This window comes from uncultured Sphingorhabdus sp., from assembly GCF_937872355.1.
GTDB lineage: Bacteria > Pseudomonadota > Alphaproteobacteria > Sphingomonadales > Sphingomonadaceae > Sphingorhabdus_B.
Genome location: NZ_CALMSV010000046.1, coordinates 1 through 12,201, shown reverse-complemented (window position 1 = coordinate 12,201; position 12,201 = coordinate 1). Strand labels below are relative to the sequence as shown.

The window sequence follows — 12,201 nt, the reverse complement described above, 5'->3', positions numbered from 1 at the left end:
CGACCTGCGCATAGGTTGGCAGGAGGGCGGCCCAATCGAGATGGAGGGTGCAGCAACGCACGTCTTCACCGGCGAAGCGGACTGGAGCGCATTCGGTTGAGCAGCCCCGAAATCATTACCATGGGCTGCCGTCTGAACTTGGCGGAAAGCCATGCCTTGGCGGAGCAACTGGGCGACGAACCCAATCTGGTTATCGTCAACAGCTGTGCGGTTACTAACGAAGCGGTGCGCCAAACCCGGCAAGCCATCAGGCAGGCACGCAAGCGCCGCCCCGATGCGCGCATCATCGTCACCGGCTGCGCAGCGCAGATCGAACCGCAGACCTTCGAGGCGATGGCAGAGGCCGATGCGGTCATCGGCAACATCGAGAAACAATCCCCTGCCCTGTTTGCTATCGACGGCCCGAAGGTGCGCGTCAGCGACATCATGGCGGTGCACCAGACCGCACCGCACCTTGCCACAGCCTTTTCCGGGAACACCCGCGCCTTTGTCGAGGTACAAACCGGCTGCGATCATCGCTGCACCTTCTGCATCATCCCCTACGGTCGCGGGAATAGCCGTTCGGTTCCTGCCGGACAGGTAGTCGAACATATCCAAAAGCTGGTCGACCGGGGCATCGCCGAAGTAGTGCTGACCGGTGTTGATGTTACCAGCTATGGCCACGACCTTCCTGGCCAACCCAATCTCGGGCGGCTGGTGGAGCAAATCATCAAACTGGTTCCAGGCCTTCCCCGTCTTCGCTTGTCCTCCATTTACGGGGTCGAAAACGACGAGCGCCTATTCGAGCTGATCACTGGCGAACCGCGAGTGATGCCGCATGTGCATTTAAGCTTGCAGGCTGGCGATAATCTGACCCTGAAACGCATGAAACGGCGCCATTCGCGCGAACAGGCGATCGAGATTGTTGCCCGAATGAAGGCACAGCGCCCCGATATTGCGATAGGAGCCGACATCATCGCAGGATTTCCGACCGAAGATGATGAGATGTTTGAAAACAGCCTCGCGCTGGTAGAAGACTGCGACATCGTCCACGGCCATATCTTCCCCTATTCGCCCAAGGCCGGGACGCCTGCCGCCAAAATGCCACAAGTCAGGGCACAGGATATCAAGGATCGCGCCCGTCGGTTGCGTGAAGCCGTTACTGCTAAGCGCGATAATTGGCTTCAGTCTCTCACCGGCAGCTCGCAAAAAATTGTAGTCGAGGCGGGCGGCGCATCTGGCCATTCGGAAAATTTCGCTTATGTCGAGCTTGACCGCAAGGTGCCCGAAGGCACTATCGTCACCGCAATGATCGAAGGACAGGATAATGGACGGCTCCAAGGAAGGGTCGCCGGATGAGTGAAAACCCCGGCTGGCGCGACAAATTGTTTGGTGGCCTCAAGAAAACGTCGAGCAAGCTCAGCGAAAATCTGACCGGCCTGATTACCAAAGGCAAGCTCGATGCCGAAATGCTCGACGAGATTGAAGAGGCACTGATCGTTACCGATCTGGGGCCGGCGACCGCGTCTCAAATCCGCGATAAACTCGCAGCCACGCGCTTCGACAAGGGCATCGATATGGCCGACCTGCGCGAGGTGGTTGAGGAAGAGCTCACACAAATCCTTACCCCGGTAGCCAAGCCGCTCGAAATCGACGCCTTCCCCCGTCCGCAGGTCATTCTGGTGATCGGCGTAAACGGATCGGGCAAGACCACCACCATCGCTAAGCTGGCGCACAATTTCCTTGAGCAGGACTATGGTGTGATGCTGGCAGCCGGTGACACATTCCGCGCTGCGGCCATTGGCCAATTGAAGGTCTGGGCCGACCGTCTCGGCGTGCCCATCGTGACCGGCCCTGAAGGCGGCGATGCGGCGGGCGTGGTTTTCGATGCAGTCAAAAAGGCAACTGCAGAGGGTATCGACGTCCTGATCGTCGACACCGCAGGTCGCTTGCAGAACAAGCGCGAACTGATGGACGAACTGGCCAAAATCCGCCGAGTTCTCGGCCGCCTGAACCCGGCAGCGCCGCATGACGTAGTGCTTGTCCTCGATGCGACCACCGGACAAAACGCGCTGAGCCAGATCGAAATCTTCAAGGAAGTTGCTGGCGTCACCGGTCTGGTGATGACCAAATTGGATGGCAGTGCGCGAGGCGGCGTGCTGGTGGCAGCCGCGAAACAGTTCGGTCTTCCGATCCACGCCATAGGCGTCGGCGAGACTATCGACGACCTCCGCCCCTTTGATGCCCGCGACCTTGCAGTAGCGATTGCTGGATCAGCATGAACGACACAGCGAACGCAAAGCCCAAGCATGGCCTGCTCAACTTCCTCCTCGATTTTGGGCCGCTGCTGCTGTTCTTCGTGGCGTCGAAACTGGGATCGTCTGATGCTGACCCCAAACAGGGTGCGATTGTCGGTACCGGCACATTCATGGTCGCCATCGTTATCGCTGTTATTGTTTCTAAGTGGAAGATCGGCAAGATTTCGCCGATGCTCAAGCTTACCGCTGCATTGGGTGTTTTCTTCGGCGCGTTGACATTGTGGTTCCATGATGAGCGCTTCATCCAGATCAAGCCGACGCTGATTTACGCCTTTTTCGGCCTGCTGTTGATTGGAGGTTGGGTGCGCGGCAGGGCACTGCTGCGCTATGTATTGGAGGCGGCCTATGACGGGCTAGACGAAAAAGGCTGGCTCAAACTCTCGCTCAATTGGGGTTTGTTCTTCGCTGCATTGGCAATCGCGAATGAAGCGATGCGCGCGACGCTCAGCTTCGATCTGTGGCTCACGCTCAAAGTCTGGGGCGTCACTATCGTGACCTTCCTCTTCGCGATGGCCAATATTCCGATGCTGCTCAAGCATGGATTGAAGCTGGGCGATGAACCACAAGTTCCACCGCAGGGTTGATTCCTGCGCACCCTCCCCCTTGTAACGCCGCCTTCGCTTGGTTAGGGTCGCCTCACGATTTTAAACCAGAGCCTAAAGGGGAAGCGAAATGGCGAAGTTTTTTGGAAATCTGCACGCGGTGCTGGGCGTTGGCCTGGTCCTTGCGTTGCTGTTAATTGCGGGTGTTCCTGCCAATGGCGATTTGGAACAACAGACCATCCGTTGGCTGCATACTTTCTTTGGAATCCTCTGGATCGGGCTGCTCTATTATTTCAACTTCGTCCAGATCCCGACCATGCCCAAAATCCCGGCTGAACTGAAGCCTGGCGTGTCGAAGCATATCGCTCCGTCGGCGCTGTTCTTCTTCCGCTGGGGTGCCGCACTTACCGTCTTGTTCGGCCTCATCATTGCCTTCCGCGCAGGATACCTGATGGACGCGCTGATGCTCGCTGAAAGCCACCGCCTGATCGGCATCGGCATGTGGCTGGCGCTGATCATGGCGTTCAACGTATGGTTTGTAATCTGGCCAGCGCAACAAAAGGCACTTGGCATGGTTGAAGCCGACGATGCAACCAAGGCAGCTGCAGCTACACGCGCAATGATGTTTTCGCGCACCAACACGCTGCTGTCCATCCCGATGCTTTACGCAATGATCGGTTTCAACGGCGGCTGATAGCCAACACAGGAAAATGGAAAAGGCGGCCTTTGAGCCGCCTTTTTTAACGGGAGAGAGAGATGGAATTTGATGACGTCATTTTTGGCCGCCGCAGCATAAGAGGCTATAAGCCCGACCCTGTTCCGCGCGAGCTGATCGAGGAAATCCTGACGCTGGCCATGCGCGCGCCTTCGTCGATGAATACACAACCGTGGAATTTTTACGTCATCACCGGCGAACCGCTCGATCGTATCCGCAAGGGGAACACCGAACGCACGCTAGCAGGCGTCCCGCAATCACGCGAGTTTCGCACAGGACAGCCTTTCGAAGGCATCCACCGCGAACGGCAGGTCGATGTTGCAAAGCAATTGTTCGGCGCAATGGGCATCGAACGCGACAATAAGGAAAAGCGGCAGGACTGGGTGTTGCGCGGTTTCCGTCAGTTCGACGCGCCGGTGTGCGTGATTATCACCTATGACAAGGTGCTCGACGGCAGCGATGACACGCCGTTCGATTGCGGAGCGGTTGCTACGGCACTGGTCAACGCGGCATGGTCACGCGGTCTCGGCACTGTGATCAACAGTCAGGGCATCATGCAATCGCCCGTAGTGCGTGAACATGCAGGAATCGCCGACGATCAAGTGATCATGAAGAGCATCGCGCTGGGCTGGCCCGACATGGCCTTTCCGTCCAACGCCGTCGTTCCACCGCGAAAGTCGGTGGCCGAAGCCGCTACGTTCGTTGGTTTTGACACCTAACGCAACGCAAGTTCTTCAGCGAAAGCGCGCGCCACAGCGGGACGCGTCAGAATTCGCTCGTGCCAAGCCTTCAGCACTGGCCATTGCGCAAGATCGACACCAGCTGGTGCTGCCCAATTGAGCGACGTTGCCAAATAGGCATCGGCAACCGAAAACTGGTCGAGCAGATAGTCGCGCCCTTCCATATGCCGCGAGAGAAAATCATATCGGGCAGGCAGCAGTTTATCACGCGCAAAAGCCTTCGCCTCTGGCGGAGACGCCGGATTGAACATGAAATAGAACACAGCCTTGTGTATTTCAGTAGCGATGTAATTCAGCCATTGATGCAATTTCGCCCGTCCGATCGTTCCAGCGGCGGGTGCCATGCGATGGTCGGGATCTAGATCAGCGACATATTGCAGAATGGCTGGACCTTCGGTCAGAATGTCGCCGTCGTCAGTGCGCAAAGCCGGAACCTGTCCCTTTGGATTGATGGCCAGATAATCAGAGCCGTCTGCAACCAGTTGCTTGTTCATCAACCCCACCTGGTGGAACTCCGCTTCCAACCCCAGCTCATACAAAGTGATCCGGGTCGCCATCGAGCAGGACAAAGGTGCGAAATAGAGCTGCATGGAAAATTCTTTCGGATGGGTGATTGATTTATCTACCGATATGCAGATAAATGAAGACCGTCAATATTTATCTGCAGTTCGGTAGGATATTATGAAAACCAAGCAAGGTCGCGGACGCCCAAAGCAAGTTGACGAGGCAACTGTCCGTCAAGCGGTGCTCAACCAATTTTGGGACAAGGGCTATGCCGGAGCGTCGTTATCCGAGCTGTCAGAGGCCGCAGGTGTCAGTAGACCCAGCCTTTACGAATTGTTTGGCGACAAGCACGCAATGTACCTAGCATCGCTAAACGCCGTTGAGGCGCAGCTGAACGCAGCCTTGACTGCACTGTTGGCTGGCGCAGCACCCATTGCGGACGAGCTGACAGACTTTTTCGATGCGGCCATCACGCTCTATCTATCCGGTTCGGCCCCGCGCGGTTGCATGATTATGTGTACTGCGCCCGTCGAAGCCAGCAGCGATGCTGCAATACGCGATCAACTCGCAACAGTCATAGACCAGATCGATGGAGCCTTTGAGCGGCGTTTTGAATGCGCACAATCCTGTGGTGAAATCTTGCCTTCGGCGTCAGCAAAACAACTGGCACATATCGCTACAGCCACTTTACAAAGCATCGCGCTGCGAGCCCGGGCTGGCACTAAGGAAACAATGCTTCGTTCAATGGCTCGCGAAACGATCCATTTTCTGACCAAAATTGACTCTGCAGGTTAGCCCATCGCATCTGCGCACCCTTCCATCGCTGCTTTTATCGGCACCACGGAGTGCGTTCCTATATAGTGATTTCAGCGTCACTCCTGCGCAAAGAAAAGGACAAGCGATGTTCACCCTCCCCCAGCTCCCCTATGCCACAACAGCTTTCGGCGATCTGATTTCGGCTGAAACTTTCGAATATCACCATGGCAAGCACCACAAAGCCTATGTCGACAAAGCGAACAAACTTGTGGCTGAAGACGAGGCTCTTGCGGGAAAATCGCTTGTCGAATTGATCCAGAGCGCCAAGGGCAGCTTATTCAACCAAGTAGGACAAATCTGGAACCACAGCTTCTACTGGCTATGCTTGAGCCCCGAAGCCAAAACGCCCAGCGGTAAACTGGCCAATATGATTGCCGATCAATTTGGTTCGCACGCCGATTTGCTCGCAAAACTGAAAGAAGAAGCAACCGGCCATTTCGGCAGCGGCTGGACTGCGTTGCTACTCGACGGCGAGAAACTGCAGATCAAAAGCTATCATGATGCCGATTGCCCGGTGAAGCATGGCGACAAGCCGCTGCTGATCCTCGATGTCTGGGAACATGCCTATTATGTCGATTATCGCAATGACCGCGCCGCCCATATCGATGCGATTTTGAACAAGGCCATCGATTGGGATTTTGTTGCTCTCAATCTCGACGGCAAAGGTGCGGAACGCGCGGACCAAAAGGGCTAATTGCTTGAAGCACGTATTGGCGATAGAGCCAATTCATGTCTGCAACTTATGATATAATCGGCGTTGATTACGCCAATTTGCGCAAGGCAGACCCGCGCATTGCGGCGCATATCCATGCAGCATTGGGAGATGCCAAAACCGTACTCAATGTCGGAGCTGGTGCCGGCAATTATGAGCCGACTGACCGTTCAGTAACGGCAGTCGAACCGTCCGCCGAAATGATTGCCCAACGCCCCGCGCATCTTGGGCCGGCGGTGCAGGCAAGCGCCGACAGCTTACCCTTTGAAGACAAAAGTTTCGATGCCTTTATGGCAATTCTGACCATCCACCATTGGCCCGACAAGGCAAAGGGCATGGTCGAGATGCGCCGGGTAACCCGGGGGCCAATTGTCCTGCTTACCTTTGATCCGTCGCATCGCGGATGCTGGCTGACCGATTATCTTCCGGCGCTGGTGACCCTCGACGAGGGGCAAATGCCCGGCATCGACGAATATCAAAACTGGCTTGGGCCTGTCTCCGTCACAACCGTTCCGGTGCCGCATGATTGCTCAGACGGATTTCTCTATGCTTATTGGAGGCGACCGCGGGCCTATCTCGACCCGATTATCCGGAAAGGCATGTCGTCCTTCTGGAAAATCGGAAGCGCGGATACGGCTTTAGAACAGTTATCCGCCGATCTCGACAGCGGCGCATGGGCGCGACGGCATGCCGATATTCTGAAACTGGATGAACTCGATGTCGGCTACCGGTTGGTGATATCCAACGGCTGATTTTTCAGCCCAGCAGGTCGTGCTTTTTCAGGCTGTGCCGCAGCTGGTCATAACTCAAATTGAGCGCCTTGGCCGTTTGCCGCTGATTATAGCGATGCTGTGCAAGCGCCTGTTCCAGAAGCGCTTTTTCGAAAGCCTCGGTGGTCGCCTTGAAGTCACCAACCTTGATCTGGGTTTCGTTGATGGCCGAGAAATCGGTCGAATGGCGTGATTGGCCCGTGCCATCCTCTTGTCCACCACCGCTTTCGCTTTCACGAGACGGGGCGGCGGGGTTCGGAAGCGCTGTCCAGGGGCTTTCAAACGGATCAAACTGGACATAATCGACCGGTTGTTCGGGCGAATTCCAGCGATACACCGCGCGTTCAACCACGTTGCGCAGTTCACGAACATTGCCTGGCCAGCTGTAATTTTCCATCGCCCGGCGTGCGACTTGACCAAAACCCGGCCAGCTATCCCATTCAAGCTCGTTCGCCATGCGACGCCCGAAATAGTCGGACAACACCTCGATATCACCCTCACGCACACGTAAAGGAGGCAGGGTGATAACCTCGAAACTCAAACGGTCGAGAAGGTCGGCACGGAAGCGCTCCTTTGGAACCATGTCGGGCAGGCTTTCGTTGGTTGCGCCAACGATGCGGACATCGACACGAATGGGCTTGGACGAGCCGATGCGTGTGACCTCGCCATATTCCACGGCGCGCAACAGGCGCTCCTGCGCGCCCATCGAGAGCGTACCCAGTTCGTCGAGAAACAAGGTGCCGCCATGCGCTTCTTCAAAGCGCCCTTCCCGTGCACGGGTGGCCCCCGTAAAGGCCCCTGCTTCATGTCCGAACAATTCGGCTTCGATCAGCGTCTCGGGCAAAGCCGCGCAGTTCATAGTGACCAGCGGGCCGTCCCATCGTTGCGACAGGCGGTGAAGACGCTCGGCGATCAGCTCCTTGCCCGTCCCACGCTCACCGATGACAAGGATCGGGCGGTTCAACGATGCCGCGCGGCTGGCGCGCTCCACCGCATCAAGAAAGGCCGAACTTTGACCGATGAATTGTGTGCCGCGCTCCATTCCTCACTGTTGGCATATTTCACCATCATTTGGCAAGTTTTACTTGATGAAATCCGATCTAAAACCCGAACATAAGTCAGGTTTCTCTGCTTTTCCGCCAATTTCATCAAATTGGCACGCCTCCTGCTTTATGTTTGGCAAGCCGCACAAAGGCCGAAACCAAGAGGGAAGAAAATGCAAAAGCTCAACCAGACCGAAACCCAGCCGACCGGAACGATAGTCGGCGCGTCGATCTCGATGCTGCTGCTCATCGCATTCGGGCTTTCGTCCTTTGTCATTCAGCAGAAAGATGCCAGCCACCATGCAGCAGAACAGTCCAACCGGCCTGTCGGCGTTAGTGCCTATCTTGCCTGACGCTGCAAGCCGCCGACCGGGGCGCGAAAGCTCTCCCCCAGCTCCCCTACAAGAGCTTGCCCCGGTCGCCCCTTTTCGTGCAATGTTCCAGTCGACTGAACGTTTCAATATCCGGAGTTACCCAATGGGCATATTTTCCAGGACACGCGATATCATCGCCGCCAATGTCACCGACCTGCTCGACAGGTCGGAAGACCCAGCGAAGCTGATCCGCATGATCATCATGGAGATGGAAGAAACCCTTGTCGAAGTGCGCGCCTCTGCCGCACGCACGATTGCCGACAAGAAAGAGCTGCAGCGCCATATCGCCAAGCTCGACCATCTTCAGGCTGATTGGACCGAGAAAGCCCAGCTGGCTCTGTCAAAGGAACGCGAAGATCTGGCAAAGGCCGCATTGGTCGAACGCAAAAAGGCGGTCGACATGGCGGAACAGCTCCGTTCAGAAGTAGCTGTGCTCGACGATGCCCTGAAGGCGTCAGAAGCCGACATTCACAAGCTTCAGAAGAAGTTGATCGATGCTCGCTCGCGCCAGAACGCCCTGATGACGCGCCTTGAAAGCGCTGAAAATCAGGTCAAGCTGCGCACAATGTATAACGGTGACAAGGTCCGTGATGCGTTCAGCCGCTTCGATGATCTCGAACGCAGGGTCGATGAAGCACAGGGCTATGCTGATGCGCTGTCAATCGGTGCGGACGGCCCGAAGACGCTGGGCGAAGAAATAGACGCTTTGAACGCTATCGACGAGGTCGATGCCGAACTCGAAGCCATGAAAAAAGCAATGAAGAAGGGCTGAGCCGATGGCAGATGAACTTGTACCCATATTCGTAGTCGGGATGCTCTTCATCGGGCTACCCTGGCTGATAATGCACTATGTCACCAAGTGGAAAACCGCCGCAACGCTAACCAATGATGATGAACGCATGCTCGGTGACATGCACGAACTGGCACGCCGCCTCGAAGACCGTCTCGACACCGTCGAACGCCTTGTCGCTGCCGACAACCCCGATTGGCATCCCCGCCGCCTCGATCACGAGAGCGAAGAATATGCCGATTTAGACAATATCCGCCGACTGGAGAGGAAGAACTGAGATGTCTGGCATGCACACCAAATTCTATCTCGATAAGCAAAATGGCAAATGGAAAGGCGTTTGCGCAGGCATAGCGGACTATACTGGAGTCAATGTCCTCTGGGTTCGGCTGGGCGCGGTCATGCTCACATTAATGGGCGGCTTTCCTTGGACGCTGATTGCTTACTGGATCACCGCCTGGATGGCCGACAAAAAGCCGATCCACCTCTACAGCGAGGATAAGGCGGAGCAGAAATTCTGGCAGGGTGTCCGCCAGTCGCCTGCCCGCACCACACGCGACATCCGTTCACGCTTCCGCGAAATCGACCGTCGCCTTGCTGACATGGAAACATTCTATGTAAGCAACAACAAGCAGTTGGCCGACGAGATCGAAAGCCTGCGCTGAGCGCAGTTTCTGGGAGGAATATCATGGATGAAAGTGCGGTCTTTTTCACCCTTTTCATGGGTGGATTGATGGGAACTGCATGCACATTGCTGATCCAATGGTATGGCAGGCGAAAAGTTAAAGCGGCCCTCAAGCAAGACGGGCTCGCACCGTCGCGCCAGACCGAATTGCTGGTCAACGAGAATGAAGCGATGCGCGGACAGATGCTCCGTCTGGAAGATAGACTTTCAGTGATGGAACGGATTGCGACCGACAGCAGCCTCAATTTGGGCCGCGAAATCGAACGCTTGCGCTGAACGCAGCATGAGAAAAGGAAATAGGATATGGGACCCGACACGATAATCTGGATAGTCGGTCTTTGCACCGCAGGCTGGGTAATCAACAACTGGATCCGTGCAAAGCATGGATATGCGTTGGAAGATGAATGGGGCGGAAAGACCACCAAGGAACTTCCTGAAGCGGAACGCAAAATCGGATTGTTGACCAGCACCAACGAACGGCTTGAGGGAAAGATCGGGCGGTTGGAAGAACGGATTGCCGTTCTGGAACGCATCGCGACTGACAAGGGTGTGCGTCTGGCCGATGAAATTGAAAGTCTGCGTTGAGCGCGACCAATAGGACAAAGCAAATGGATCCAGATAAACTAGCTATCATTTCTGCAATTGGTCCGATGATCGGCGTGGGAATTATCTCAATTTCAGCCGGTTGGGTTATTACAACCTGGCTACGCATCAAAAATGGCTATCCGCTCGATGGCGCATGGGGTCAAGCTGTCTATCCCAAGACCGATCAAGAATCGGTCGAGCGCATCAAGCTGTTGAGCCAGGAAAATGCGCAGCTGCGCGCCGAACTGGGTTCAATCAAAGATCGCCTTGCCAGTGTGGAGAAGATCGTCGTCGATGATACCCACAAGTTGACCGCCGAAATAGAAGCCCTGCGCGGCCCGGCAAACTGAAGCAAAGAAGGAAGCTGTTTCCATGAGCCCCTTACTCATACCCATATTAGGCATTTGCTGCGGATTGCTGGCTATATTTGCCGGGGCAATTTTCCGTCCATGGCTAAAAATGAAAGAGCGGCAGATGGAGCTGGATGCCCAGAGCATCGCCGAGAAAGCCGCACAATATGCCGCTGACAAAGGGCGACTTGAAGAACGTGTCGCTGTTCTCGAACGCATCGTCACCGATCAAGGCTACAGCCTAGCGAATGAAATTGAAGCTCTTCGCACTACTCCACTCAACTTCGAACCATCGCATGAAAAGGAAGTAATCAAATGATTGGCGATCCCTTCACGATGGTTGTGGCCATCATTGCCATCATCACGATCGGCAAGATCATCCAGAGCAAGCATCAGGCGAAGTATGGCATTATCGAAGATCAGGATATGTTGGGAAACAAAACCCAAAGATTGGCGAATACTGCCGATACGCAAGCGCTGCAGAACGAAATCAGCGAACTGAAAGAGCGCATCAAGGTTCTAGAACGCATCGCCACCGACAATTCAAGCGCCATCGACGTCAGCCGTGAAATCGAAGCGCTGCGCGACCGGTAACCCAAAAGGAAGGAAGGACCATGCCACAGGACCCCAGCTTCTATCTGACTGTAAGCGCCCTTGCGCTGGCAACCGTCGGCATAATCGCTGCCGCCAGCTTGCGCGGATGGCGAGACTGGATTGAACTCAAGCGCATCGAAATGGAGAGCCAACATCGCCCATCGCATGATGGGGCTCCTTCCACAGTGTCGCGTATCGAGGTAGCCGATCTGAAGGAACGTGTTAAAAAGCTTGAAGCCATTGCCGCGGGCATTGATATCTGAAGTCCAAGGCCATAAGCGCAGCGACTATGACTGCGCTGTCCGACATTCTCGACGAATATGAGTTCCTCGATGGCGATGACCGCTATCGCCTGTTGATCGATCTGGGTAAGGCGCTGCCGGCCATGCCCGATGCGCTAAAAACGGATGCCACCTTGGTGCGTGGTTGTTCGGCTAGTGTATGGGTTTACCCGGTGACGGATAACAACCAATTGTCGTTCCTTGCCGATAGTAATGCCGCCATAACAAAAGGCATTATCGCGCTTGTGCTAAAAACGGTGGAAGACAAGACCGCAGCCGAGATTGGATCGCTCGATATTGAAGGTGCGCTCGCGCCCTTCGATCTCAAAAACCAGCTGAGTTCGAACCGGACGCAAGGTATCCCCAATATGATATCCTTGATTCGAGAAACTGCCGCGCGCTACTC

21 protein-coding genes and 1 pseudogene are annotated in these 12,201 nt (G+C 55.5%); 20 read left to right on the top strand and 2 right to left on the bottom strand.

The genetic code is table 11. The features are described 5' to 3' along the window. From Q0239_RS02300 to Q0239_RS02275, 6 genes and pseudogenes are all read left to right on the top strand, one after another. Positions 1–100 (top strand): annotated as a pseudogene (locus tag Q0239_RS02300) (diaminopimelate epimerase); the annotation flags it as partial. Further along, a complete protein-coding gene (gene mtaB, locus Q0239_RS02295) occupies positions 97–1,338 on the top strand; it encodes a tRNA (N(6)-L-threonylcarbamoyladenosine(37)-C(2))-methylthiotransferase MtaB (RefSeq protein ID WP_298597773.1) in 1,242 nt (413 codons plus the stop codon). The pseudogene Q0239_RS02300 and the gene mtaB, both read left to right, overlap by 4 nt. Beyond that, positions 1,335–2,261 carry a signal recognition particle-docking protein FtsY gene (gene ftsY, locus Q0239_RS02290; protein ID WP_298597770.1) on the top strand — a complete coding sequence of 309 codons (927 nt, stop codon included), beginning with the start codon at positions 1,335–1,337 and terminating at the stop codon, positions 2,259–2,261. The genes mtaB and ftsY overlap by 4 nt, the downstream gene beginning before the upstream one ends. After that, positions 2,258–2,881: an inner membrane-spanning protein YciB gene (locus Q0239_RS02285; RefSeq protein WP_298597767.1), complete on the top strand. Its 624-nt coding sequence runs from the start codon at positions 2,258–2,260 to the stop codon at positions 2,879–2,881. The genes ftsY and Q0239_RS02285 overlap by 4 nt, the downstream gene beginning before the upstream one ends. Positions 2,882–2,969: 88 nt before the next feature. Beyond that, the gene (locus Q0239_RS02280) at positions 2,970–3,533 is read left to right on the top strand and encodes a urate hydroxylase PuuD (protein ID WP_298597764.1); all 564 of its coding nucleotides are present in this window, start codon (positions 2,970–2,972) and stop codon (positions 3,531–3,533) included. 62 nt (positions 3,534–3,595) lie between these two features. Then, the gene (locus tag Q0239_RS02275) at positions 3,596–4,273 is read left to right on the top strand and encodes a nitroreductase (protein WP_298597761.1); all 678 of its coding nucleotides are present in this window, start codon (positions 3,596–3,598) and stop codon (positions 4,271–4,273) included. On the opposite strand, the gene Q0239_RS02270 is transcribed toward Q0239_RS02275, so the two are convergent. Beyond that, on the bottom strand, positions 4,270–4,884 hold the full coding sequence (locus Q0239_RS02270) for a glutathione binding-like protein (protein ID WP_298597757.1): 615 nt from the start codon (positions 4,882–4,884) through the stop codon (positions 4,270–4,272). The two genes, Q0239_RS02275 and Q0239_RS02270, sit on opposite strands and share 4 nt — an antisense overlap. Before the next feature lie 91 nt (positions 4,885–4,975). Between Q0239_RS02270 and Q0239_RS02265 the strand changes: the two genes are divergently transcribed. The 3 genes from Q0239_RS02265 to Q0239_RS02255 all read left to right on the top strand — a co-directional run bounded on the left by Q0239_RS02265 (position 4,976) and on the right by Q0239_RS02255 (position 7,078). Next, on the top strand, positions 4,976–5,593 hold the full coding sequence (locus Q0239_RS02265; protein WP_298597754.1) for a TetR/AcrR family transcriptional regulator: 618 nt from the start codon (positions 4,976–4,978) through the stop codon (positions 5,591–5,593). Between the two features lie 106 nt (positions 5,594–5,699). Next, positions 5,700–6,308, top strand: a complete 609-nt coding sequence (locus Q0239_RS02260) for a superoxide dismutase (protein WP_298597751.1) — start codon at positions 5,700–5,702, stop codon at positions 6,306–6,308. Positions 6,309–6,343: 35 nt separating this feature from the next. Continuing rightward, complete coding sequence (locus Q0239_RS02255) at positions 6,344–7,078, top strand: class I SAM-dependent methyltransferase (RefSeq protein WP_298597748.1); 735 nt, start codon at positions 6,344–6,346, stop codon at positions 7,076–7,078. A gap of 4 nt (positions 7,079–7,082) precedes the next feature. Here Q0239_RS02255 and pspF read toward each other — a convergent pair whose 3' ends face one another. Continuing rightward, positions 7,083–8,138, bottom strand: a complete 1,056-nt coding sequence (gene pspF / locus Q0239_RS02250) for a phage shock protein operon transcriptional activator (RefSeq protein ID WP_298597745.1) — start codon at positions 8,136–8,138, stop codon at positions 7,083–7,085. Positions 8,139–8,312: 174 nt separating this feature from the next. Between pspF and Q0239_RS02245 the strand changes: the two genes are divergently transcribed. From Q0239_RS02245 to Q0239_RS02195, 11 genes are all read left to right on the top strand, one after another. After that, on the top strand, positions 8,313–8,492 hold the full coding sequence (locus Q0239_RS02245; RefSeq protein ID WP_115548288.1) for a hypothetical protein: 180 nt from the start codon (positions 8,313–8,315) through the stop codon (positions 8,490–8,492). Positions 8,493–8,616: 124 nt separating this feature from the next. Beyond that, complete coding sequence (pspA, locus tag Q0239_RS02240) at positions 8,617–9,285, top strand: phage shock protein PspA (protein WP_298597738.1); 669 nt, start codon at positions 8,617–8,619, stop codon at positions 9,283–9,285. A 4-nt stretch (positions 9,286–9,289) separates the two neighbouring features. After that, positions 9,290–9,580, top strand: coding sequence for an envelope stress response membrane protein PspB (gene pspB / locus Q0239_RS02235; protein ID WP_298597735.1), 291 nt, complete (start codon positions 9,290–9,292; stop codon positions 9,578–9,580). A 1-nt stretch (position 9,581) separates the two neighbouring features. Next, entirely contained in the window at positions 9,582–9,965 is a 384-nt protein-coding gene (gene pspC / locus Q0239_RS02230; protein WP_298597732.1) for an envelope stress response membrane protein PspC, read from the top strand. Positions 9,966–9,988: 23 nt separating this feature from the next. Further along, positions 9,989–10,261 (top strand): hypothetical protein, encoded by a 273-nt coding sequence (locus tag Q0239_RS02225; RefSeq protein ID WP_298597729.1) that lies wholly within the window; start codon positions 9,989–9,991, stop codon positions 10,259–10,261. 27 nt (positions 10,262–10,288) lie between these two features. Further along, entirely contained in the window at positions 10,289–10,570 is a 282-nt protein-coding gene (locus Q0239_RS02220) for a hypothetical protein (protein ID WP_298597726.1), read from the top strand. A 23-nt stretch (positions 10,571–10,593) separates the two neighbouring features. Next, the gene (locus Q0239_RS02215) at positions 10,594–10,920 is read left to right on the top strand and encodes a hypothetical protein (protein ID WP_298597776.1); all 327 of its coding nucleotides are present in this window, start codon (positions 10,594–10,596) and stop codon (positions 10,918–10,920) included. A 22-nt stretch (positions 10,921–10,942) separates the two neighbouring features. Further along, entirely contained in the window at positions 10,943–11,239 is a 297-nt protein-coding gene (locus Q0239_RS02210; protein WP_298597723.1) for a hypothetical protein, read from the top strand. Next, the gene (locus Q0239_RS02205; RefSeq protein ID WP_298597720.1) at positions 11,236–11,514 is read left to right on the top strand and encodes a hypothetical protein; all 279 of its coding nucleotides are present in this window, start codon (positions 11,236–11,238) and stop codon (positions 11,512–11,514) included. The genes Q0239_RS02210 and Q0239_RS02205 overlap by 4 nt, the downstream gene beginning before the upstream one ends. A gap of 20 nt (positions 11,515–11,534) precedes the next feature. Beyond that, on the top strand, positions 11,535–11,777 hold the full coding sequence (locus Q0239_RS02200) for a hypothetical protein (protein ID WP_298597717.1): 243 nt from the start codon (positions 11,535–11,537) through the stop codon (positions 11,775–11,777). 26 nt (positions 11,778–11,803) lie between these two features. Beyond that, positions 11,804–12,201, top strand: a 398-nt coding sequence (locus Q0239_RS02195) for a SufE family protein (protein ID WP_298597714.1), incomplete at its 3' end; no start/stop codon positions are given.